The organism is Sphingobacterium chungjuense (assembly GCF_011316935.1).
Classification (GTDB): Bacteria; Bacteroidota; Bacteroidia; order Sphingobacteriales; family Sphingobacteriaceae; genus Sphingobacterium; species Sphingobacterium chungjuense.
The window spans coordinates 166,594-190,057 of the sequence record NZ_WLYS01000003.1 but is presented as its reverse complement, the minus strand read 5'-3'; the positions used below and the strand labels follow the sequence as shown (position 1 = coordinate 190,057).

Sequence of the window (23,464 nt, the reverse complement as noted above, 5' to 3'; positions counted from 1 at the left end):
ATTCACGAAATTATTCGAAGAAAAGCTCAAAACTTTCGTAATTGGCGCTATTCACACTAAAATATTACATACCGAAGAATGAAAATGTATTAAAATAAAGTAATTTCGACCACATCTATTACTAATTAACTGCAAGTTCATCCCATGAAACAACTTTTTATAGCTTGTTTAGTTTGCTTCGCTACTTTTGCCTTTGCGCAAGAGAAAGAAAAAACGAAGCAGAAAGCAAATTATGCATTAGCTGCCAAATTCTCTCCTGAGAAGTTAAAGAAATTGATACATTCTACCAGCGTGTCTCCTAATTGGATTAATCATTCCGATCGCTTTTGGTACGAGTACAGCTCACCAGCTGGCAAAAACTGGTATTTGGTAGATCCTGCCGCAAAGCGGAAATCATTACTTTTTGATCACGACGATTTGGCTGCAAAGATCACGCGCATCGTGCGCAATCCTTTTGATGGCCAGCATTTGGATTTAAAAGATTTACGGTTCACCGACGACGAGAAACGCATCCAATTTGAAGTGCAAAGCACAAAAGATACGATCAAGAGCAAGGAAGAGATCGCGAAGTTGAAAAACAAATCGGATACGATTAAGAAAAAAGTATTTCACCTAGAATACGATCTAGCATCGGGTGCATTGCGCGAAATCAGTGACCAAACGAAAGAAAAAAACACCCTTTCGTGGGCTAACTTCAATCCGGATACCACGCGCGTATACTTTGCCAAAAAGTTCAATCTGTATTGGATGAGCAAGGCCGATTACGATAAAGCGGTGAAGGATGAGAAAGATAGCACGATTGTAGAACATCAATTCACTACGGATGGCGTGCTGAATTATGCTTGGGGTGGTGATGAATATAGCATTACTACTGGCGGCGATAAAGACGAGGAAGAAAAGCGCAAAGCAGTTTACTTAAGCTGGTCGCCCAATGGTCAGCATTTCGTTTTAACACGCAAGGATGGGCGCCATTTAAGTCCATTGTGGGTTATTAATAATGTAGGAGCGAAGCGCCCAACGCTCGAAACGTACAAATATCAAATGCCCGGTGAGGTAGATTCTACCGAAACGGAACTGTATATCTTCAACGCACAAACTTTGTCGCCAAAACGTGTGGGCGTAAATGCTTATAAAAATCAGACGATCGGTATTTGGAGAAAAGACCGAGATAAAAGCAGCTATACGGGCAAGCGTTATGTGGGCTATTGGCATGGCAACAACGAAGAGTTTTACATTTCGCGATCAAGTCGCGATTTAAAACGCATTGATGTATTAGCCGTAGATATCAATGGCAACGTGCGTACACTGGTAGAAGAACGTTCGAATGTGTACCAAGACATTCACAAACCGTATTTGGTGAATGATGGCAAACAGTTTGTACATTGGTCGCAACGTGATGGTTGGGGGCACTTGTACCTGTACGATAATCAAGGAAATCTTCAACGCCAGTTGACTTCCGGGACGTACAATGTGGATGATGTGCAAGCTTATCAATCGGCAGGAAATACCATTCTATTTACGGCCAATGGCAAGGAAAGTGGAGAAGATCCTTATTTCTTACATTATTACAGTGTGTCTTTAAACGGTGGTACGCCTAAGTTATTAAACTCGGGTGATTTTGATCATCAAATCACCACAAGCGAAAGCGGTAACTATTTCGTCAATAATTCATCACGCGTAAATACCACACCAGAATCTAATCTATACGCTGCTAATGGTCGTTTGGTGATGAAGCTGGAAAAAGCAGATTTGTCCGCTTTGTTTGCTGCTGGATACAAATTCCCAGAGCCATTCACGGTCAAAGCCGGTGATGGCATTACCGATTTGTACGGCGTGATGTACAAACCTTTTGATTTTGATTCGACTAAGACTTATCCGGTAGTAGAATATGTATATCCAGGTCCACAAACAGAAGCGGTAAACAAATCCTTTGGTCGTAGCATGGATCGTATTGATCGGTTGGCGCAAATGGGTTTTATCGTGATCACAGTTGGTAATCGTGGTGGACACCCTGCGCGTTCGCAATGGTATCATACTTATGGTTATGGCAATTTGCGCGATTATGGTTTGGAAGACAAAAAAGTAGCTGCCGAGCAGTTGGCCGATCGCCATCCATTTATCGATGTCAATAGAGTTGGCATCACCGGTCATTCGGGTGGAGGATTTATGTCTACCGCCGCCATGCTCGTATATCCAGATTTCTTCAAAGTAGCTGTATCTGGAGCTGGTAATCACGAAAATAATATTTACAACCGTTGGTGGAGCGAACGCCATCATGGCGTAGGCGAGAAGATCTCTACAAAAGGCGATACTACGTTTACGTACGACATTGACCGCAATTCGGTCTTGGCTAAGAACTTGAAAGGTAAATTATTGATCGCCACCGGCGATATTGATAATAACGTGCACCCTGCCAATTCTATTCGTATGGCGGAAGCCCTGATCAAAGCCAATAAACGATTTGATTTCTTGTTATTGCCAGGGCAAAGACACGCTTTTGGCGATATGACCGAATATTTCTTTTGGAAAATGGCCGACTATTTTTCCCAACATCTGATCGGTGATTCAAAAATGGATGAGGTGGATATGGTGGAAATGAATCGCGAAAGACCGTTAAGTCGATAGTCATACCATTACCGACCACTGTAGCACACGAATGCTACTTAGGATACAAATGCCCATCCAATCACAGATGGGCATTTGTTTTGCAGGAAAAAGTACAGCAGCGATAAAAATAAATGGAAAATTAGCTACTTTAGTCGACTATGAATACGGATTATTCGAATAATAAACGGCGCTCTAGGCAGATCATGATTTTTATATTGAAGATCGTGATAGCAGGAATTTTGATTTGGAGTCAGGTGCAGTTTGAAGAAATATATGCATTGAGTCCAGAATCCAAGCGGGCTCGGAGTTTTCCGATGCAGATGCTGCTTGCCGCGTATACGTTCTTGATACCCAGTATTATTTTCTCGATCATTCGATACAGTTTTATTGCTATTTATCACGCACGAAACGCCAATAGAGCAGTGCGAGGTAATTTCGTTTTGGGAGTAAACCGGTTGACCGCCGTAGCCAATGCTATTTGCGCCATCATTGCCATGATGATCTTTTTTGGGATCAATCCCCTAGAGTTCGTAACCAGCTTAACAATAGTTGCAATGGCCATTGCGGTTACTTTTCGCGATTATATTACCAATATGATCAGTGGCCTGATCATCATGTTCTCCGATCAATTATCTATAGGAGATCGCATACGAGTAGGTAATCAGCAGGGGCGAATTATTGATATTACTTTAGCCAATATTGTATTTCAAGACGAAGAAGACGATATGGTGATGGTGCCCAACAATATGGTATTTACATCTACGTTGACGAACCATTCGGCGCATCCATCCAGTTTATTTGCGGTGAAATTTGAGTTGCCACTAGATGTTGCTTTGGAGGTGGAGCTATTAGAATCAGCCTTGCGAGAAAGTTTGCAAGCGCATCCCAATCTGCAAGACGGTGAAGAGATGGAGCTCAAAGTCGTGGAGATTGGTAAAGATTACGTGAAATATCGTATCGATTTGCATGCCGTGAGCAACAGCAATAAATTACACAGGCGACTCGAAAACGAAATATTGAAAGAAGTGCTGAAGTTCGAGCAGAGTGCGACCGCAGCTAAATCCGTCTAACTTTTACCTCTTTTACAAAGTGCTGCGCATCTTTCGTAAGAATGAGATCTGCGCGATAGCGTGTCGGAAGAATATTCTCATGTAAATTTGGTTTGTTTATTTCATTCCAAATTCCGCTGGCCATTTTTTGACTTTCCTCCGGCGACATATCGGCATATTTATGAAAGTAGGAGGTATTATCTTGAAAAGCTGTTGCACGGAGCGACTCAAACCGATCAATGTACCAACTAACAATATCTTCCTCTGCCGCATCCACGTAAATAGATAAATCGAAAAAATCGGATACGAAAACCCCGTTGCCGGATTGTTTTTGCGAGTTTACCTGCAATACATTGATTCCTTCCACAATCAAGATATCGGGCTGCTCAATGGTCTGATATTCATTAGGTACAATATCATACACCAGATGTGAGTACAAAGGCAATTTGTAAGTTCTATTCTCAGACTTCATCTCTGATAGAAAGCTTAATAGCAAGCGTGTGTCATAACTTTCTGGAAAACCTTTACGATTAAGGATACCTTTTGCAATTAGTTCGGCATTGGGGTACAAAAAGCCATCCGTTGTTACTAAATCTACCTTTGGTTTTTCTGGTAATAAGGATAATACCTTCTGCAAAACTCTGGCTGTTGTACTTTTGCCCACGGCCACCGAACCGGCTATGCCAATGATAAATGGTAAACGTTTTTCTTCACGATGAAAGTAATCATTGCTGAGTGTATGTAAAGATCGATATTGTTGAATATGCAGCTCAATGAGACTCGATAGCGGAAAGTAAATATCTTCGATCTCGGCAATGTTCAGCGGCTCACCTAGCGCTCGGAGATTATCCAAGTCGGACGCAGCCATATTATGTGATCGTTTACCATTAAGTTTTTTCCACTCCTCTTTGGTGAAGGTGCGAAATGGATTGGTAAACGTTTGCTCTTGTATCGAAGACATGATTTACGTGTTTTGCTGGCACAAATATAAACCTATAGATCTATATTTTTCCTAACATTTAAATCAAATAGATGCTAATAAGCCATCCAAAATCAATCCACCTGTGGCAGGGTTGGTAGCCAACGGCACATTATATAAGTCGCAAATGCGCATAAGCATTTGAATATCTGGCTCGTGCGGATGTTTTCCAAGTGGATCACGAAAGAAAATAATTCCATCAACTTTTCCTTCAGCAGCTAATGCTGCAATCTGGGCGTCGCCACCTTTGGGGCCGCTAAGTTTCAGTTCAACTTCTAAACCCGTCTGTCTGACATAAGTACCTGTCGTACCAGTGGCTACGATATGTGCTTTGGAAAGCGAATCTTTGTGATCTTTTACAAAAGCCACCATTTCGGCTTTTTTTCCATCGTGTGCTACGAGAGCGATTGTCTTCATTCTATTATGGAGTAGGAATTATAATTTATCTCTGACTTATTTGTAGAATCTGTGAATATCTGGAGATTACTACAAGATACTATTTTAGCAGCGGCTATCCAAAAAACAGATAAGAAACCACGATTGCTGCGATGACGCCGACCAATTCGGCTAGGAGGGCACAAGGTAGAGCATGTCGCGTATTCTTTATCGAGACCGATCCGAAATAAACCGCTAAAACATAAAATGTAGTTTCTGTAGATCCCTGAATCACACAAGCTACACGTGCAGCAAAATCATCTGCGCCTTTGGCATTCATAAGGTCGATCATCAATCCGCGGGCGCCGCTGCCACTTAATGGTTTCATCAAAGCCACTGGCAAGGCATTTACAAAGCTTGTGTCCAGACCTACAAGCGCCACCGCGTAAGCGACTCCGTTAATGATGTAGTCCATCGTGCCTGAAGCGCGGAATATAGCAATGCCAACAAGAATAGCTACGAGATAAGGGATAATCTTTACCGCCACATCAAAACCTTCCTTAGCACCATCTATAAACGCATCGTAAACATTTATTCCCTTGATAAAGGCAAGGGCTATAAAAGAAACAAAAATACTCATCAAAGTAACATTGCCAACCACGCGAGAAATCACACCGATCTCTTCTGGACTCAGCGTGTTGAAATAAAACAACATTCCAAAGACGAACAGAGACAAGCCGCCCAAATAAGCTAGTACAACCCTGTTAAAGAGATTGATGCGTTGATAAATAGATACCAATATCAAGGCGGCGAGTGTAGAAAAGAAAGTGGCAATTAATATCGGAAGGAATACGTCGGAAGGTTGCGCCGCACCAGCTGCTTGTCTATAAGCCATGACAGAAAATGGCAAAAGCGTTAGACTTGAGGCATTGAGCACAATAAACATAATTTGGGCATTAGAAGCGGTATCCTTCTTCGGATTAAGCTCCTGTAACTCCTTCATCGCTTTCAAACCTAACGGTGTAGCGGCATTATCTAACCCTAAAGCATTGGCGGAGAAATTCATTAAGATTGATCCCAGCGCTGGATGATTTTTGGGTATTTCTGGAAATAGTTTATGAAAAAATGGACCAACTATACGCGCAAAAATAGTAATCATACCGCCACGTTCACCGATCTTCATAATCCCTAAAGCGAAAGTCATCATGCCAACAAGACCGATACTGATGGTGACGCTGGTTTCTGCACTTTTAAATAATGAATCTACAATCTGTTGGAAAACTTCGGTGTCTCCTCCGATTAGTTTAATCAGTGCCACGACAAAGGTGATCAGAAAAAATGATACCCAAACGTAATTTAGCGCCATATAAATGTGGATTGTGCGGGGTAAATGTACACATTTTATAGAAGATTGTACGGGAGCTTTTTGTATAACAAATAATAGGTAAATGCACGCAAAAAAGATAATTCTATACGTTTATAATTATCTGCTGCGGCTTTATTTTCTATGTTTGTGTGCAACAGAGGTGTGTATAATCCAAAGGATAGGCCTTGTTATGATTATCGTCACCTTATCAGAGAACAAGAGAAAAAGGCATATCAAATGCATTTCGAAGACAATTTTATTTTAAAAAATGATACACAGAATGCATCTGCAGCATATTCGGATCATACTTTGTTTTTCTTAGATTCTTCTGGTTTTGTTACCTCATACAATGGTGATATAAATAGATTTCTTCCAGAAGGAATGAATAATCCTATTGGAATGCATTTTTTGGAACTAATCGGAGTAGATAGTCCCTCTATTGAGACGATGGCGGAGATAGTCAAAGAACTAATACGTTGTGACCGGAGCAGTCATCGCATTCATTTAAAAAATAAACATAAAGAGACATCCTCTTTTTCTGCAAGCATCGCATCACTGCGAGATGGTGAATATAATGTTAGTGGTTTTGCAATGCAGATCGTACCATCTCCAAATATGGATGATGAGCAAGTCGTTGATATGATTAGCGAAATTAGAGACTACGCTATATTTAGACTAGATTCCGAAGGCAACGTGAAAAATTGGAATAAAGGTGCCAAGCGTATTAAAGGTTATTTGGCAGAAGAGATCGTGGGTAAGAACTTTTCGGTGTTTTACACCGAAGAGGATCGTCAGGCAGGTTTACCATCGTTGCTATTAGAGCGTGCTAAGAATTTAGGAAGTGCAAACACGACAGGATGGCGATTAAGAAAAGATGGTAGAGAGTTCTGGGGTAATGTCACCATAACTGCCATCCACGATGTAGCGGGCGCTGTTATTGGTTTTTCGAAAGTAACTCGCGACTTAACGGAAGAGCGAAGTGTCGAGTTAGCAATGAAAGAGCTACATCGACAATTACTTAGCAAAACACGCGATGTTGAGGAATTTACGTTTGCAGCTTCACATGATTTGTTAAGCCCCGCACATTCCATCATCAGTGTAACAGATCTTTTGCGAAAAACTCTCGGCGAAAAATTGGGTGCAGAAGATCGTTATTATTTCCAAGCAATAGAGGATTCTGCAGGTCGCATTATTCAAATGCTTAAGTCACTATTGGATCACCTGAAATTAGATGGAAAATCCATTAAAGAGTATTGTAACCTTGAAGAAATAGTGGAATTTGTCAAGATGGATTTGCGTGTTCAGATTTTAGATTCGAAGGCCGTAATTACATGTGAGAAATTACCTAAAGTATTAGGCTACGCATCATTTCTTTATCAATTATTTCAAAATTTATTAAGCAACGCACTTAAATTTCATCAAAAAGATGGTATACCAGATATTCAGATAAAATCCGTCGAGAAAGATACTTCTTGGCTTTTAAGTGTGAGCGATAATGGTATTGGTATCCCAGAGAAAGATTCGGAAAAAATTTTTACGCTATTTCAGCGGCTTCATTCCGAATCATCATATGCAGGTAGTGGCATAGGTTTAGCGACTTGCAGAAAAATCGTGGCACTTCATGGAGGAGAGGTCTGGATAGAGTCACAGCTAGGCCATGGCACTACCGTTTTTTTTACATTGCCTAAATGACAGTATCAATCTTATTCCACATACTGAGTATTGATCACGATGTGGAAAAAAAACAAAAATATATCATTAATAGGTTTTTTTATTTTCTAATCTTTAAAGAATACAAAGTACTAATAAATCTATTTTCAATTTTTAGGTATTCTATTTTATAGTGTGCAGTACATATTATGGTTAAAAAGACAAGAATGGTAATATGCGTTGTAGACGATGACCCTATATTTCACTACGTATGTAAAGTGAATTTTTCGTTGTTGTGTAAAGATTTGGAATTTATTGCCTTTTTTGACGGACAGCAAGCTTACGATTACTATATCGCGCAATCTGAACGAGGTCAATCACTACCTGATATATTGTTGGTGGATATTAATATGCCGCTAATGAATGGTTGGGAATTAGTAGATCATTTAAGCCATAAGAAATTGCTTCATACAACCAAATTGTATATTGTTAGTTCGTCGGTATCGCCCGAAGATAGTTTTAGAAGTTTATCCAAGAAAGAAGTAACTAGTTACGTTACAAAACCATTACTCAAAGAAAATTTTGAAGTTATTTGCGGAAATACAAATGAAATGGGTCAAAATTAAATGCAGGATTTTAACTGTATACAATTCGTATAACGAAAACTAACAAGCGTACTATGCCAGATCAAGAATCTATTAATTTTGCCCCGCCTCTACCAATGTTGACCTTTCCAGCAAGTATCGAGCAAGCTGTGCGTGATGTCATTACAGCTGCAACCGATGTGTGCTCCACGAAATTTGCGACTTTAGCCTTTTTGGATGGTAAGCACCAATACAATATCTATAGCCATGGATTTGAGTTAAACCGTATACCGATACAAGATTCAATAATTTATAGATTAAAACAGGGAAGTGATTTAGTGATTGTCGAAGATTTAGCTTTGACACAGCAGTTTTGTAACTTATCATTAGGTAATGTATGTCCCCAAATACAATTTTACGCTGGGATTCCACTTCAAAATAAAAGAAAAGAAGTATTAGGTTATCTCTGTATTTATCATGATAAGCCTACTAAGATTACAGATGTACAACGCTTATTGTTACGTACTTTAGCGTCTCAAATTGTTTTGCTGGTAGAAGATAAAGATGCTATTCCGTCTGTAGATGGAAAATATAATCATTGGGATGACCACCTTATACGTCGGGAATCATTGTTTAATAGGACAAAAATGGTAACTCTTTTGTTGGGTAAAAATTTCTCTGTATTAAAATGTCATCCGTACCTCTCTAAATTAATTAGTGAAAATCTGCATCGGGAAATCCAGATAGGTGATGATATTCGGGATTACCTTGGAGATAGTACTATGCCCGAATTTATAAATAATTATAATCGTGCTTTAGCAGGACAAAGTATTTCTGTGCAAACCAAATCAGGTATCTGTTGGGGCGGGGTCAATTCATATTGTCATTTCAGTCCTGCCTATAGCGTAGAAGGTGATTTGGTAGGAGTATCATACCATGCGATGCCGATATTTCCTGAGAATATGGAAGAAAACATCTCTGAACAAAGTGATCAACAGTTGCAATGGCTGAATGATCTGCAATCGCATCGTTTTAGAGGGCCACTTTCTTCGATTTTGGGAATTACACAAATTTGGAAGGAGTTGGGAAGTACACCTCGCAACGAAGAAATAGATATGATTATTCAGGCAGCAAATAAGTTAGATCGTGAAATACAAAGTGTACTATTTAATTTAGCGAAAAATGATTAGTATAAATAACTGATCTACTTCTTGTGCTGGCAGCGATGATTTAAATGGTAATCGATATCTCTATAATCTTCTGAACTATTAAGACCTTTACCTGCTTTACTATTTCTACTTGATAAACAAGTTTTCTAGCTCGTATCGGTATTCTTATAATACATACTGAAGCTAATGGTATGATGATCAAATAATCTATAAAAATTACCGTGCCCTCATACTATATCAAAGAAAGTTTAAAAAATGTTAATTGCTAAAAATAAGTTGTTTAAACCCTTTTTTTTATAGAATATTATAAAATAAAAATAATCGAGAAGTTTATTTTTCCTGTGTATTGGAAATATTATTTTAAATACAATTTTAAAAATAAGTCGCTTAAATATGAAAATATGTTTATTATTATGATATATTTGTAATGTTTATACCAAAAACTAAGTTATTATGAAACTCAATAAGCGTATAGGGGACACACTGGGCTTAGTGAAGATTGAATATAATCCGGAATATAATAAGTCAGATAATGCAGATATTGTTGCAGAGTATCTACATGCTTTATGCAGCTTCTATGGTGAATTGATTGGGAAAAATATCTCTTTATCAAATCCCATTGAATTTGCATGCAAATACTATCGAATTTACTTACAGGGTATGCTTTCCGAAGAAGGCTATGCTGGAGACTATTCTCTAGGTTCGATTTATATGTTTTTCAATAGCTTGATTACAAATGAGCTCGAATCGTCGAAGATTAGACAAAAAGATACTAAACTCCTGCGATGGCAGGAGTATAGTGAAGCATTATACGCTGAATTTGAGCTTCGCGATGCCGTTTAATTTTAATGCGTATATTGTCATATGGCTATCGCATTATCAATAATCCTTTATGATTTTATTTAGCATCCCGAACCATCCGCAGCACAACTATCGCCATCATTCACTACAAATTTAGAGCTAGGATTAGCTGCTCGCCATTCGGTAAATGTTTTTTCTAAAGTTTGTAAGAATTGATCAGAGGCTTGAGCTCCAGAAATGGCATACTTCCGGTCGAAAACAAAAAAAGGAACCCCACGCACACCCACGCTTCGCGCTTCTTGAATTTCTTGCCTTGTTTGATAAGCGTATTTATCGTCATTCAGAGCATTATCTACATCTTCCCTGTTAAGACCAATATCCTGCGCTAAATCTTGTAATGTCGTGACATCGCCGATATTTTTTCCTTCTACAAAATGAGCTCTAAATAGTACTTCTTCAGCTTTGTTGCCTAGTCCTTGCTCTTTAGCTATTTGTATGAAGCGATGTGCTTTGAATGTATTGACTATTTGAACCTGTTCAAAATTAAAGTCTAGCCCCACGCTTTTAGCATAATTAGAGACGTGAGCAGCCATACCCTCCATCTGCTCTCTACTTAAGCCTTTATATTCTTCGAAGTAGGCAATTTGATCAGGTAGTGGTGTTTCAGGTAGATTTGGATCTAATTGAAAGCTTTTCCAAACTATTTCCAATTGATCTTGATGCTCAAATTGTGCTAAAGCGGAGTCGAAACTACGCTTACCGATATAACAAAACGGACACATGATGTCACTCCAGATTTCTACTTTCATACCTTTATATTTTATAGATGGCTACAAAATACTCCATCTATTATAATCATAAACTCAAATATAACGCATAAAAATGAGGATAATATAAGCTGTATGTAAAATTATAAACGAGCAAGAAATATGAATTATCAAACGTCTGAAATTCAATAGTGATTACTTTCCAGCACTTCGGCAATCAGGTTGGACTCGTAACCGCGACCGAGTGCGTATTGAAAAAGCTTGTGCTTTCTTTTAAAATCGTTCTCTTCCCGAATCAGGAGATGCTTTTTGTTGATTAGAGATTCTAGTGTCGCAAAGTACTCATTACCATCGATTTCGCTCATAGCTATACGGATCAAAGGAGCAGATATTTGTTTCAGTTTTAAGCCTTGTTTGATCTTTATTTTGCCCCAACCTTTCATTTTGAATTTACCACGGGCATAGGCTCTGGCGAATCGTTCCTCATTCAAGAAGTTGTCTTCGATGAGTTGACTGATAATTGCTTCCACATCCTGCATATGCAAACCCCAACTATACAACTTATCACGTACTTCTTGCTGTGCTCGCTCTTGAAAAGCGCAGTAGTGCTCCGCCTTAGCGCGGGCTTGCATGGGCGTATATACTTTTTTCGGGCGTTCAGTTTCTGACATTGCAAATCGCTTTCGTACAAAAATACTGGTTTCTAGGGATTGCTGAGTACAACTTATAGTCAGAAATTTAACTTTAGATAGCACACTTAAAAACTATTACTCATGAAAACATACTTTGTATCCATAAAATACTATGGCATAATCCTTTTGATATCGCTTATTCTTGCAAGCTGTTCAAAAGATGATAACATTGGAGGTGGCGACAATGGTGGTGGAGTAGATGGTCTTTCTGGTACGATTTACTATGATTGGGCTAGCGATGGCATTATGCGGTTTGCCATGCCAGCTGGTTCTGGTGGTGCGTTTATTCCAGATAATAGCGATCTAAATAGTTTTGATGTCTCGCGCGATGGTCAAGAAAGGTTGACAGTGATGGATGAGAGCACCTTAGGTGTCTATCCGATTCGATTTATGATTAGCAAGATGTCTGACAATACCATGCTAGAAAACTTCGTATACAACAGCCCCGGATTGAATGCGTATTGTAAAGGATATTTGTCGCACGACAAAAGTCATATCTTAATTACGTCCAATGACGAAGAAGATGGCGTTACCATCGTGCGCAGAAATGGCGAATTTGTAACCCGTTTGCTAGATATCAATGGCGAACCATTCGATTTTAATGCGACACGACTTTGGCTGCCAGGTAACAGCCTATTGCTTACGCACAAAAATTACATTATTCGTCTAGATCCGCCGTATACATCCGGTCAATTGGTAAAAGAGATGACGTATGATGACTGGGGAGATCTGGATGTTAATCCTGCCGGAACACAACTCTTAGTACGAATTGGAAACCATCTACATACCATGGATATGAATGGTTCGGAGCCTGTGAAAATTACAGAAAGTAATTTCAAGGAAGCAAAAAGTATCTTCTCGCCCGATGGAAAGCATATTTTGGTGGGTTCAAATTATAGACAGACAGGACCGTTTGGTTTTGTATGGGATCTAAAAATAATTCCAAACGATGGCAAAGTGTATAATGTGGATCCGGTAGCTGCGAATTCGCCAGGCGTGATTCCAGTGATTTGGAGAAACGATAAAATAGAGTCTGCTGGTGGACAGGTGATTTGGCGTTAAAACCTACGGATTGTTAATCGAATTGCGTAACTTAACTACTTGTCCATCACATCTCATCCTATGCGCACTTGCCTCTGGCATATCTCTTTTCTCGTATATATGCTTTCGTACTATTCAGCATCAGCCCAGTCTATGCGGGATATTAAGCACTATGGCGATAGCATTTACCAGACAATAAAGTTACTTCCAGATCATGAAGAGAAAGCATTTGCACTATTAGATCTTAGCTTTTTTTGGGGCGATTACGATACCGCTCAAGCATTTTTGTATATCGCTCAGGCGCAAAAACTGTTTCCGAAAGACAAAGATCAAGCATTTCAATTAGGAGTGATCGACTTTTATAAAGCTTCCGCCTATTTTGATGCCGACTCAGACAAGGCCAAACAGCTGTATATGGCCGCAGAAAAAAACCTGAGTAAAATCAATAATGAACGAGCGACTCGTTACCGCATCCGCTTGTGGTCTAGCTACGGTGCGCTATTGCAACGGGAAGGACGCGCTCGCGAATATGTAGAAGCGCTGATTCACCGTGTGATTCCGATGGCGACAGCCATTCGCGACACGACATTATTAGGTAGTAATTACCAAAATGTAGCCATGGCATTAATGAATATGCAGGATTACAAGCAAGCAGATCGCTATTATAAGCGAGCGATTGATCTGCTGCGTTACGATTCGGCACTCGATGAACATCGCTTGACGGCTTATGTAAATGCGGCACGCAATGCCATTTTTCAATCCCATCTAGATCAGGCCGAAGTATTATTGCAACAAGCTGCCAAAACACTGCAGTTAATTCCGCATTCGACCTACGGACCCATGTATTACACTGTTTATGGTAGTTATTGGAAGAAAAAAGGAAAATTTGACAAAGCTTTTGCCCAATTTGATAAAGGTTTGGCATCAGCGCGCGCACTGAAAAGCGAATCGCTAGCTGCAACAGTCTTGTTTGATCAGTATGAAGCTTTTCGAGATGCTGGCAAATTGCCAGAAGCCAAACAAGCACTGATGCAAGTGCTACCCTATGTAGAGCGTACCGCCATTTTGCGAAACAAACAGCGGATCTATTATAATTTGGCTACGATAGAAAGCGATTTGCAGCAATACGAAGCATCTGCAGCTTGGTACAAAAAGTACGCCGCTGTGGTAGATACCATGGCGGTAGATGCGAATGAAACGCGCATATTAGAACTGGAAAAGAAGTACCAAACAGCAGAAAAAGAAAGAGAACTTTTACTTACGCAAGAAAAAAATCAAGCACAGCAAATCACGCTAATCCGCACACGCGGATGGATCGTTAGTTTACTATTTTGTCTGATCTTGTTGCTCATGTTTGTTTTCATCGGCTACAGCAGCATGCGTAACCGCAAGCAGCTAAACGCGCAGCAGGAAAAGTTACAAATCTTTAATGCGATGGCACATGGCGAAGAGCAGGAGCGTAGTCGTATTGCACGAGATCTGCACGACGGATTAGGCGGTATCTTAGCAGGTATCAAGCTCAAGCTTTCCGCTCTGGTTGTACAAGCAGCAGCAAATGGCAAAACTGACTATAAAAAACAAGATGATCCTTTGCAGGAGTTAATACAGCAGGTTGATTATTCGGTAGACGAGGTGCGTCGTGTAGCGCGGAATATGATGCCCGAATCTTTGCGTACGATGGGGTTGGAAGCTGCACTTAGTGACTTGTGCCGAAGCATGCAACATGCCGCTCTGAAGGTCGATTTTAGTGCCATCAATTTGTCAGGCCATCATGATCAACGATTCCTAACCGGCGTATACCGCATCGCACAAGAATTATTGACGAACACGGTGCGTCATAGTCAAGCTTCGCACGTATTGTTGCAATGCAGCGAAGATGATGGACAATTTTACTTATCCATTGAAGATAATGGGCGCGGATTCGACAAAGCAAAAGTCAGATCCAAAGGAATTGGATTACAAAATATTCAAAACCGAGTCGATATGCTCAATGGCGAGTTGGACATTGATACTGCACCGGATCAAGGTGTTTCTATACACATAACATTCAATACACATGTCTGAAAACATTCAAGTTATCGTAGTAGACGATCATCCTTTAGTTTTGCGTGGCTTCGAGTATATCTTGGCTGGTGCCGACGAAATACAGTTAAGTCAGTCTTTTGAGGACGCAAATGAAGCCATCGCTTATCTGGAAACTGCCGACGTGGATGTCGTGCTATTGGATATCAATATGCCTAATATGGATGGATTTGAAGCGATACAAATCTTACAAAAGCAACATCCTAATATACAGGTTATTGCGATTAGCAATCTCAATGAAGCCAGCGTCGCTACGCGTATGCTGCAACATGGTGCAGCAGGTTATCTACTCAAAAATGTATCGGCCGAAGAGTTGATTGACGCCATTCAAGCAGTTTGCCGAGGTGAAAAGATCATTGCACAAGAAATGCAAGAAATGCTGAAACAAGCCGATCATACCGTGCCGATCGTGACGCGGCGTGAGCAGGAAATTCTATTATTGCTGGCGCAAGGATTGACCACGGGCAATATTGCCGAGAATATGTTCATCAGCCCGCTCACCGTCGAAAGTCACCGTCGTAATCTTTTACAAAAGTTCAAAGTCAACAATGTCGCATCGCTCATTCATCGGGCTACCGAGATGAAATTTATATAAGCAGCTGCTATACGTAAGAAGCAAACAAAACGCAGCAATACCATGTTGCTTCTTGTACTATGTTGACATTTACCGATAAAGGAATCTATTGTGAGCCGGGCCAATTTTATATCGATCCGTGGAAGCCGGTAGATTACGCCATTATCACGCATGGACATGCGGATCACGCGAAGTGGGGTATGAAAAATTACCTATGTCATCACTTTACCGTTCCCATCTTACAAAGCAGAATTAGTCCTGATATCTCGGTGCAAGGCATTGGATACAATGAGACAATTTCGCGCAATGGCGTAAAGATTTCATTGCATCCAGCAGGGCATATCATTGGATCTGCTCAGATCCGTTTAGAATATAAAGGCAAAGTTTCGGTCGTCTCGGGTGATTATAAAATTCAGGAAGATGGTCTTTCTACACCGTTTGAACCGGTTAAATGCCATGAATTCGTGACCGAAAGTACTTTTGGTTTGCCGATTTACCGTTGGCAATCTGTTGCTACACAGAATGAACAGCTACAACAATGGGTAAAGCATAATCAAGAACAGCAAAAGACTTCGGTATTCGTGGGTTATTCGCTGGGTAAAGCACAGCGCATCATGCAGGCGCTGAAAGAAGCCGGACCACTATATGTGCATTATTCGATTGGTAAATTGAATCTGGCCTTCGAACAGATTGGCGTGCAACTTCCGAAATATGAAATTGTTGATTTACGGGAAGACGTAAAACATTTGGATCAGGGAATTGTGATCGTGCCGCCCTCCTTATTAGAATCGAAGGTGATCAAGAAAATACCACATATGGCGCACGCCATCTGCTCCGGATGGATGCAAGTGCGTGGTGCAAGAAGATGGCGCAGCGCAGACGCAGGTTTTCCGATTAGCGATCATGCGGATTGGGAAGGATTGATTCAAGCGGTAAAAGCCACTGGCGCCGAACAAGTGCATGTAACGCACGGACAGACGGCGGTCTTTGCGAAATACCTCAACGATATTGGCATCGCAGCAGATGTAGTGCCTACCGAATATGGACAAGATGAAGAGGACGAAAGTCTGGAACATAAGGAGGCGCAGTCATGAAAGCATTTGCAGACTTAATATTTGCTTTAGATAGCACCAACAAAACGACCGCAAAATTGGAGGCTATTCAGCAATTTTTGCGCGATGGCGAGGAGAAAGATAAATTGTGGTTTTTAGCTTTGTTTACTGGTAAGCGGCCCAAACGACCTTTGACCACGACTTTGTTAAAGCTATGGGCGATGGAGGTCTCCCAAATTCCAGAATGGCTGTTTTTAGAATCGTACTCGGCCGTAGGCGACCTTGGCGAAACCATTGCTTTGGTATTGCCGCCGCCATCGCAAACCGTTGAGCGTACCCTGTCGGAATGGATGACGGATATTTTACAATTAAAAGATCAATCCGAAGCAGATAAGAAAGCCTTTGTAATACAAGCTTGGGATACCTTGCCAGCGCAAGAACGTTTCATTTTCAATAAGCTGCTGGGTGGTAGCTTTCGGATTGGGGTATCTTCCAAAACGCTCATCAATGCCTTAGCGCGTTTTTATGCTATGGAAGAAAGTGCCGTAGCACACAGCATTATGGGGCATTGGAATAGGGAAGATGTCGTTTTTGATCTTTTGGTAAAAGGCCATTATAGCGACACGGAATTATCGAAACCATATCCTTTTTGTCTCGCATATGCATTAGAAAAGGAATTACCTGATTTAGGCGATCGCTCGCAGTGGCAAGCAGAATACAAGTGGGATGGCATCCGTGGGCAGTTTATTAAACGCAATGGCGAAGTCTTTATCTGGTCCAGAGGTGAGGAGCTCGTCACCGAGCAATTCCCCGAGATTGCCGAAGCGCTTGCTGCGTGGAATGGGAATTTTGTGATCGACGGAGAGATTCTTGCCGTTCGAGAGGAGCAAGTGCTTCCGTTTAGTGAATTACAGAAACGGCTTAACCGAAAGATAATCTCCAAAAAAATGCTTTCCGATGTTCCTGTATCTGTATTTTTGTACGATTTACTAGAATACGAAGCGGAAGACTGGCGCGCTCGGCCATTATCTGAAAGACGAGCACAATTAGAAAAACTTGTAGCACAAAATCCCGAAACTTCTTTACGATTATCAGAGGTAATTGCCAGTAGCGGTTGGGAAGACCTTCCTGCAATTCGTGAAGATGCGCGTTCGCGCAATAGTGAAGGTTTAATGCTCAAACATTTGGCTTCGCCCTATCATAGCGGTCGCAAAAAAGGCGACTGGTGGAAGTGGAAAGTTGATCCTTTAACTATTGACGCCGTACTTATTTATGCACAAAAGGGTAGTGGACGGCGAAGTGCTTATTACACAGATTACACTTTTGCGGTACGCCGAGACGATGAATTAGTGACGATTGCGAAAGCGTATTCGGGCTTGACGGATAAAGAAATACAAGAAGTCAGCCGATTTGTGAACCGCAATGCAACCGAAAAATTTGGCCCAGTACGCACCGTAAAACCCGAATTGGTTTTTGAGATTGCTTTCGAAGGAATCGCCTTGAGTAATCGTCACAAATCGGGTGTAGCACTACGTTTTCCCCGAATTTTGCGCTGGCGAAAGGATAAAACAGTGGCAGAGATTGATGATATTGAAGAAGTCAAGAAGCTAATCCCTGCCAGCACCTGATCGCATGAGTATATCTGTCAAGAAAAGTAGTCAGACCGATGGTTACGCGATTATCACGCGTTGGATGGCCGACAAGGGAAACCAACCATTCAGTTTTCAGGAGAAAACCTGGGCGGCGTACGCCAGCGGAAAAAGCGGTATGGTGGTGGCACCAACCGGTTTTGGAAAGACTTTTTCAGTATTTCTAGCCGTATTGCAAGATTTTATGAATCAGCCCGAAAAATACCGTGCTGGATTAAAATTGATTTGGGTGACGCCGATCCGCAGTTTGGCCAAAGATTTGGCGCGCGCCATGCAAGAAGCCATTAATGAGATTGGTCTGGATTGGGTGGTGGATGTGCGCAATGGCGATACCGATGTGAAGCGCAAACAGCAGCAAAGCAAGCAAATGCCTGATGTCTTGCTCGTAACGCCAGAAAGTCTGCATTTGCTGTTGGCACAAAAAGCGCGAAACAAATTTTTCAAATCATTGCGCTGTGTGGCCGTTGATGAGTGGCATGAACTGCTCGGCACGAAACGAGGTGTGATGATCGAATTGGCGCTTGCCTATTTGCGCCATAACTATGCAAAGCTCCGAATTTGGGGAATTACGGCTACAATTGGCAATCTAGATCAAGCGCTGGAAGTGTTGATTCCGGCACCGATGAAAGGTGTGAAAATCGTGGCGACCGAAAAGAAAAAGATCGATATTCAACCAGTCTATCCCGACGAAGTCGAAGTGCTGCCTTGGGCTGGGCATATGGGCGGTAAGCTCGTAGAACAAGTCGTGCCCATCATTTTGGCTAGTAAATCGACCATTTTATTCACCAATACGCGCGGTCAAAGTGAGATGTGGTATCAGTTGCTTTTGGAAGCGTATCCTGATTTTGCAGGTCAAATCGCGTTGCACCACGGCTCGATCGATGGCGCAATTCGCGAATGGATTGAAGACGCGCTGAGCGAAGGGAAATTAAAGGCCGTAGTTTCTACCTCGTCGTTGGATTTGGGAGTAGATTTTAAACCGGTAGATACCGTCATACAAATTGGTTCGAGCAAGGGCGTAGCGCGATTTATGCAACGCGCTGGTCGGAGTGGTCATTCGCCTTTTGAGGTGTCTAAAATATACGTGGTGCCGACACATTCATTGGAATTGATCGAAGTCGCGGCTTTGAAAGAAGCGGTCAAGAATAATACGATAGAATCGCGCGATCCGATGGTGCAAACCTTTGATGTGCTCGTACAATTTTTAGTGACGATTGCTCTAGGCGGCGGATTTCGCCCAGCAGAATTGATGACCACTATGAAGGATACACATGCTTTCTCTTACCTCACCGAAGAGGAGTGGTCTTGGTGTTTGTTTTTCATCACGCGTGGCGGACAGATCGGCGCGAACTACGAAGAGTTTCATAAAGTCGTAGAGAATGAGGAAGGATTGATGGTGGTCACCAAGCGACGTATTGCCATGTTGCACCGCATGAATCTCGGCGTGATTGTCAGCGAAGCCATGATGCGGGTACGATTCACCTCTGGTGGTTACGTCGGTATGATTGAGGAATATTTCATTTCAAAACTAAAAGCAGGAGATAAATTTATTTTGGCTGGTCGCGTATTGGAATTAGTGCGCATCAAGGAAATGACAACCTACGTGCGACTGTCTTCTGGCAAAGCCATTACGCCCAGCTGGTTGGGCGGTAGGCTGCCTTTAAGTTCTAATCTAAGTCATTTCCTACGGCAGAAATTAGCGCGATCTGTTCATCCATCGGCCAAAGAACAAGAACTACGTTTCTTGCATCCACTCTTCGCGCGACAGCAAAGTTTCTCCCATATTCCGGCCGAAGATGAATTCTTAGTCGAATTGATTGTCACCAAAGAAGGATACCACTTATTTATGTATCCTTTCGAAGGTCGCCTGATTCACGAAGTGATGGCGGCTCTGATGGCGTATCGCATTAGCCGGTTTTCACCAATTAGCTTTTCTATGGCTATGAATGATTATGGTTTTGAGTTATTCTCTGATACGGAGATTTCACTTAATGAGGATCAACTGCAATCGATATTAAGCGCGGAAAATTTGATGGAAGATGTATTATCCAGTATTAACTCGACGGAGATGGCTAAGCGAAAGTTTCGAGATATAGCTGTTATCGCTGGCATGGTTGTACAAACATTTCCAGGAGCTCAGAAGAATAATAAGTCGCTGCAATCTTCCTCCGGAATTATTTTTCAGGTATTAGAAGATCACGATCCACAGAATCTATTGCTCCGACAGGCTTACACCGAAGTGTTCAATCAGCAGTTGGAAGAGCCCCGCTTACAAAGCGCGTTCAAACGTATAAATACCAGCAAGATTATCTTTAGATTTGCCACTGGGTTTACGCCGCTTAGTTTCCCGATCAAGGTGGATAGTATGCGGCAATCACTTTCTAGCGAAGATCTGGCGACACGAATTCGTCGGATGCAAGAGAGTGGAGGTCGACCCGGAAAGAGGCGATGAAGAACATACAAGAACAGGAAATTGATTTTGCAGGTGAAAAGTTAGTGCTGACGAATCAGCGTGCCCTGTATTGGCCTGCCGAAAACACCATTATCCTTTCGGATCTGCACGTGGGCAAAGCGGCGCACTTTCGTAAATCTGGTATTGCGCTGCCGCAACAGGTTGCTACGCGCGATATGGAACGTTTGCGCGATCTGATCACTCATTACCATCCCGAGAAGGTATTAATAACCGGCGATCTCCTGCATGCTGGGATGAATTCGGAAGTTGCCTTACTTAAAGATATTATTCAAGAAAACGATTCATGTAAGTTCCTATTAGTAAAAGGAAATCATGATCGCCTATCGGATCGCGCATTTGAAGAATTGGGAATTCGCATCTTAGCAGATGGTTATGCTATTGGGAATATTCATTTTACGCATGGCGATCGGCAGTTTTCTGCTGGTATCCACAGTATCAGTGGTCATCTACATCCCGGTATACATGTTGCTGTTGGTCGCAAAAGTACCATGCGTTTCCCTTGTTTTGTCGTATCCGATACACAGTTAATATTGCCCGCTTTTAGTCTTTTCAGTGGGTTAGATACGAGTTGTGTGCCCGAAGGGGCGTTTTGTTATGCCATCTATGAAGATGGTTTATTTGCAGTGAGTTGTTAATTTAATTATACGATGTTTATCCTATTACTTGTTCTGTCGGTTCTTTTGATCGTTTTGAGCACATTGCCCTTTATCCAACATCAACATTGGGTATTTCGCGTACCGGAGTTTATGCGTTTGCAGCTGCTCTTCTTACAGCTAATCGTGTTTCCACTTACTTTTTTCTACGTGCAGATCAATGGCTGGATGTGGGTATTGCAAGGTGCTCAAGCTGCACTAATCGTTTTTCACTTATACATTTTTGTGCGTTATACCAAGTTTTGGCGAAGCCAACGAAGCAAGGATGTTGATGGCGAAAAGTCTGAACAAGTGCGTGTTATCGCTTGCAATATTTATCAATATAACACCGAATTTCAACGATTTATTGATCTGATCGAAAACGAAGACCCCGATGTGTTCGTTACGATGGAGAGTAATGCTGCTTGGGAAGAAGCCATGCGCCCGTTAGAACAGGCGTATCCACACTATCAAAAAGTAACGTTGGAAAATACCTATGGGATGCATCTGTATACCAAGCTTAAGATGAATCGCGTAGAAACGCATTATTTCGTAGCCGATGATTTGCCGAGCATAGAAGCGGAGCTCGAAACTGCGGATGGACATCGATTTGTATTTTTTGCCGTGCATCCACCACCGCCGAGCCCGACGGAGGAAGACAATTCTAAAGAGCGGGATGGTGATCTACTGAGCGTGGCGAAGAAAGTTAGAGATTATGAATTGCCTGTTGTTGTCGTGGGAGATTTTAATAATGTGGCGTGGGCACGCGCTTCCATCTTATTCAAGAAAACCAGTGAATTGATTGATGCACGCATTGGTCGTGGTATATTGGCTACATTTCATGCGAAATACTGGTTTTTCCGTGTTCCATTAGATTTATTATTCCACTGCAAGGCTGTCTTTATTGATAAATTGTTTATCTATCCATCGGTAGGATCAGATCATTTTCCAATTGGATGCACGTTTCACATCAACCTGCAAAGTGAGGTGCAGCAAAAAGAAGTGAAAGAATTGGAAGAAGAGGAAAAAGAGGATGTAGAAGAGCTGATCGAAGAAGGTAAACAAGAAGAGAGCGATAATAGATAATCGCTCTCTTCTTGTTAATGTTGATGCCTTAGAAAAATGGACTACGCACCTTGCCCTAAGTTGATACTCAGTCCACCATCTATTGTAATGGTAGATCCGGTGACGTAATCACTATCTGCAGAGGCCAAAAATATGGCTGCAGCTTTGATGTCCTTCGTCTCGCCAGCACGCTTCATCGGAATATTTTGTTCCTTTTCCTTTTTCACCTTTTTATCATCCATGGCTTCTTGATTCATACTCGTCAAGATCATACCTGGAGCGATGTTGTTTACTTGGATTTCCTCTTCTGCCAACTCCAAAGCCAAGCTACGGCTGAAATTTTTTAAGCCACCTTTAGAAGCATTATAGTCGCTATTACCTGCCGTGACAACTTCTTCATGTATCGAGCTCACATTGATAATCTTTCCGCCTTTTTGAGCAGGTTTACGTAGGCGCAAGTATTTGCGTGTGCAATAAAAAGGACCGTACAGATTGGTTTTGATACAGGTATCGAATGTATCATTATCCATATCTATGACCTTGATATTGCTGCCGTTTACACCGGCGTTGTTTACCAAAATATCTATCTGACCGTACTCTTCAATTACTTTTTCAAATACGCTATTTACACTTTTTTCATCGCTTACATCAAGCTTATGTGTGGTATGAACCACCTTCTGGGACGTCAGATATTCAGATGTTTCTTTAGCACTATCTTCATCAGAATGGTATGTGATGATGACTTTAGCACCTTCTTCTCCTAAAGCTTCTGCAATGGCACGTCCAATACCAGAGTCAGATCCAGTAATGATGGCTACCTTATTGTCTAGTTTTCCCATTTGTAAAATAATTATTTA

Annotated in this window: 19 protein-coding genes and 1 pseudogene; 14 read left to right on the top strand and 6 right to left on the bottom strand. The window is 41.5% G+C overall.

The window, feature by feature from the left end:
• Positions 1 to 144: 144 nt before the first annotated feature.
• Complete coding sequence (locus GKO22_RS08540; RefSeq protein WP_166334141.1) at positions 145 to 2,625, top strand: S9 family peptidase; 2,481 nt, start codon at positions 145 to 147, stop codon at positions 2,623 to 2,625.
• 140 nt (positions 2,626 to 2,765) lie between these two features.
• Positions 2,766 to 3,677, top strand: a complete 912-nt coding sequence (locus GKO22_RS08535) for a mechanosensitive ion channel family protein (protein ID WP_166334139.1) — start codon at positions 2,766 to 2,768, stop codon at positions 3,675 to 3,677.
• Here the strand turns inward: GKO22_RS08535 and coaA are convergent.
• From coaA to GKO22_RS08520, 3 genes are all read right to left on the bottom strand, one after another.
• A complete protein-coding gene (coaA, locus tag GKO22_RS08530) occupies positions 3,664 to 4,617 on the bottom strand; it encodes a type I pantothenate kinase (protein ID WP_166334137.1) in 954 nt (317 codons plus the stop codon). The genes GKO22_RS08535 and coaA overlap by 14 nt on opposite strands.
• Before the next feature lie 63 nt (positions 4,618 to 4,680).
• A complete protein-coding gene (locus tag GKO22_RS08525) occupies positions 4,681 to 5,052 on the bottom strand; it encodes a methylglyoxal synthase (protein ID WP_166334135.1) in 372 nt (123 codons plus the stop codon).
• 94 nt (positions 5,053 to 5,146) lie between these two features.
• Positions 5,147 to 6,376, bottom strand: coding sequence for a nucleoside recognition domain-containing protein (locus tag GKO22_RS08520; RefSeq protein ID WP_166334133.1), 1,230 nt, complete (start codon positions 6,374 to 6,376; stop codon positions 5,147 to 5,149).
• 237 nt (positions 6,377 to 6,613) lie between these two features.
• Between GKO22_RS08520 and GKO22_RS08515 the strand changes: the two genes are divergently transcribed.
• The 4 genes from GKO22_RS08515 to GKO22_RS08500 all read left to right on the top strand — a co-directional run bounded on the left by GKO22_RS08515 (position 6,614) and on the right by GKO22_RS08500 (position 10,622).
• Positions 6,614 to 8,068 carry a sensor histidine kinase gene (locus GKO22_RS08515; protein ID WP_166334131.1) on the top strand — a complete coding sequence of 485 codons (1,455 nt, stop codon included), beginning with the start codon at positions 6,614 to 6,616 and terminating at the stop codon, positions 8,066 to 8,068.
• 167 nt (positions 8,069 to 8,235) lie between these two features.
• On the top strand, positions 8,236 to 8,652 hold the full coding sequence (locus GKO22_RS08510; RefSeq protein WP_317165706.1) for a response regulator: 417 nt from the start codon (positions 8,236 to 8,238) through the stop codon (positions 8,650 to 8,652).
• A 53-nt stretch (positions 8,653 to 8,705) separates the two neighbouring features.
• A complete protein-coding gene (locus GKO22_RS08505; protein WP_166334127.1) occupies positions 8,706 to 9,800 on the top strand; it encodes a GAF domain-containing protein in 1,095 nt (364 codons plus the stop codon).
• 432 nt (positions 9,801 to 10,232) lie between these two features.
• The gene (locus GKO22_RS08500) at positions 10,233 to 10,622 is read left to right on the top strand and encodes a hypothetical protein (RefSeq protein ID WP_166334125.1); all 390 of its coding nucleotides are present in this window, start codon (positions 10,233 to 10,235) and stop codon (positions 10,620 to 10,622) included.
• 59 nt (positions 10,623 to 10,681) lie between these two features.
• Here GKO22_RS08500 and GKO22_RS08495 read toward each other — a convergent pair whose 3' ends face one another.
• Entirely contained in the window at positions 10,682 to 11,389 is a 708-nt protein-coding gene (locus tag GKO22_RS08495; protein ID WP_166334123.1) for a DsbA family oxidoreductase, read from the bottom strand.
• A 143-nt stretch (positions 11,390 to 11,532) separates the two neighbouring features.
• Complete coding sequence (locus tag GKO22_RS08490) at positions 11,533 to 12,018, bottom strand: regulatory protein RecX (protein ID WP_166334121.1); 486 nt, start codon at positions 12,016 to 12,018, stop codon at positions 11,533 to 11,535.
• Between the two features lie 102 nt (positions 12,019 to 12,120).
• On the opposite strand from GKO22_RS08490, the gene GKO22_RS08485 reads away from it, so the two are divergent.
• From GKO22_RS08485 to GKO22_RS08450, 8 genes and pseudogenes are all read left to right on the top strand, one after another.
• Entirely contained in the window at positions 12,121 to 13,101 is a 981-nt protein-coding gene (locus tag GKO22_RS08485) for a TolB-like translocation protein (RefSeq protein WP_166334120.1), read from the top strand.
• 132 nt (positions 13,102 to 13,233) lie between these two features.
• Positions 13,234 to 15,144 carry a tetratricopeptide repeat-containing sensor histidine kinase gene (locus GKO22_RS08480; RefSeq protein ID WP_166334118.1) on the top strand — a complete coding sequence of 637 codons (1,911 nt, stop codon included), beginning with the start codon at positions 13,234 to 13,236 and terminating at the stop codon, positions 15,142 to 15,144.
• Positions 15,137 to 15,757: a response regulator gene (locus GKO22_RS08475; protein ID WP_166334116.1), complete on the top strand. Its 621-nt coding sequence runs from the start codon at positions 15,137 to 15,139 to the stop codon at positions 15,755 to 15,757. Before GKO22_RS08480 ends, GKO22_RS08475 begins: the two co-directional genes overlap by 8 nt.
• Positions 15,758 to 15,816: 59 nt before the next feature.
• Positions 15,817 to 16,830: a ligase-associated DNA damage response exonuclease gene (locus GKO22_RS08470; protein WP_166334114.1), complete on the top strand. Its 1,014-nt coding sequence runs from the start codon at positions 15,817 to 15,819 to the stop codon at positions 16,828 to 16,830.
• A complete protein-coding gene (locus tag GKO22_RS08465; RefSeq protein WP_166334112.1) occupies positions 16,827 to 18,416 on the top strand; it encodes an ATP-dependent DNA ligase in 1,590 nt (529 codons plus the stop codon). Before GKO22_RS08470 ends, GKO22_RS08465 begins: the two co-directional genes overlap by 4 nt.
• A 4-nt stretch (positions 18,417 to 18,420) precedes the next feature.
• Positions 18,421 to 20,889: a ligase-associated DNA damage response DEXH box helicase gene (locus GKO22_RS08460; RefSeq protein ID WP_206367857.1), complete on the top strand. Its 2,469-nt coding sequence runs from the start codon at positions 18,421 to 18,423 to the stop codon at positions 20,887 to 20,889.
• Positions 20,886 to 21,545: a ligase-associated DNA damage response endonuclease PdeM gene (gene pdeM / locus GKO22_RS08455; RefSeq protein ID WP_166334110.1), complete on the top strand. Its 660-nt coding sequence runs from the start codon at positions 20,886 to 20,888 to the stop codon at positions 21,543 to 21,545. Before GKO22_RS08460 ends, pdeM begins: the two co-directional genes overlap by 4 nt.
• 12 nt (positions 21,546 to 21,557) lie before the next feature.
• Positions 21,558 to 22,475, top strand: a pseudogene (locus GKO22_RS08450) (endonuclease/exonuclease/phosphatase family protein); the annotation flags it as partial.
• A 194-nt stretch (positions 22,476 to 22,669) separates the two neighbouring features.
• Here GKO22_RS08450 and GKO22_RS08445 read toward each other — a convergent pair.
• Positions 22,670 to 23,446 (bottom strand): SDR family NAD(P)-dependent oxidoreductase, encoded by a 777-nt coding sequence (locus GKO22_RS08445; RefSeq protein WP_166334106.1) that lies wholly within the window; start codon positions 23,444 to 23,446, stop codon positions 22,670 to 22,672.
• Between the last annotated feature and the right edge of the window lie 18 nt (positions 23,447 to 23,464).

Coding starts and splice junctions, on each gene's coding strand:
- GKO22_RS08510 (WP_317165706.1), top strand. CDS start 8,236: ATGGTTAAAAAGACAAGAATGGTAATATGCGTTGTAGACGATGACCCT.
- pdeM (WP_166334110.1), top strand. CDS start 20,886: ATGAAGAACATACAAGAACAGGAAATTGATTTTGCAGGTGAAAAGTTA.
- GKO22_RS08460 (WP_206367857.1), top strand. CDS start 18,421: ATGAGTATATCTGTCAAGAAAAGTAGTCAGACCGATGGTTACGCGATT.
- GKO22_RS08445 (WP_166334106.1), bottom strand. CDS start 23,446: ATGGGAAAACTAGACAATAAGGTAGCCATCATTACTGGATCTGACTCT.
- GKO22_RS08525 (WP_166334135.1), bottom strand. CDS start 5,052: ATGAAGACAATCGCTCTCGTAGCACACGATGGAAAAAAAGCCGAAATG.
- GKO22_RS08495 (WP_166334123.1), bottom strand. CDS start 11,389: ATGAAAGTAGAAATCTGGAGTGACATCATGTGTCCGTTTTGTTATATC.
- GKO22_RS08490 (WP_166334121.1), bottom strand. CDS start 12,018: ATGTCAGAAACTGAACGCCCGAAAAAAGTATATACGCCCATGCAAGCC.
- GKO22_RS08475 (WP_166334116.1), top strand. CDS start 15,137: ATGTCTGAAAACATTCAAGTTATCGTAGTAGACGATCATCCTTTAGTT.
- GKO22_RS08485 (WP_166334120.1), top strand. CDS start 12,121: ATGAAAACATACTTTGTATCCATAAAATACTATGGCATAATCCTTTTG.
- GKO22_RS08465 (WP_166334112.1), top strand. CDS start 16,827: ATGAAAGCATTTGCAGACTTAATATTTGCTTTAGATAGCACCAACAAA.
- coaA (WP_166334137.1), bottom strand. CDS start 4,617: ATGTCTTCGATACAAGAGCAAACGTTTACCAATCCATTTCGCACCTTC.
- GKO22_RS08535 (WP_166334139.1), top strand. CDS start 2,766: ATGAATACGGATTATTCGAATAATAAACGGCGCTCTAGGCAGATCATG.
- GKO22_RS08470 (WP_166334114.1), top strand. CDS start 15,817: ATGTTGACATTTACCGATAAAGGAATCTATTGTGAGCCGGGCCAATTT.
- GKO22_RS08540 (WP_166334141.1), top strand. CDS start 145: ATGAAACAACTTTTTATAGCTTGTTTAGTTTGCTTCGCTACTTTTGCC.
- GKO22_RS08505 (WP_166334127.1), top strand. CDS start 8,706: ATGCCAGATCAAGAATCTATTAATTTTGCCCCGCCTCTACCAATGTTG.
- GKO22_RS08520 (WP_166334133.1), bottom strand. CDS start 6,376: ATGGCGCTAAATTACGTTTGGGTATCATTTTTTCTGATCACCTTTGTC.
- GKO22_RS08480 (WP_166334118.1), top strand. CDS start 13,234: ATGCGGGATATTAAGCACTATGGCGATAGCATTTACCAGACAATAAAG.
- GKO22_RS08500 (WP_166334125.1), top strand. CDS start 10,233: ATGAAACTCAATAAGCGTATAGGGGACACACTGGGCTTAGTGAAGATT.
- GKO22_RS08515 (WP_166334131.1), top strand. CDS start 6,614: ATGCATTTCGAAGACAATTTTATTTTAAAAAATGATACACAGAATGCA.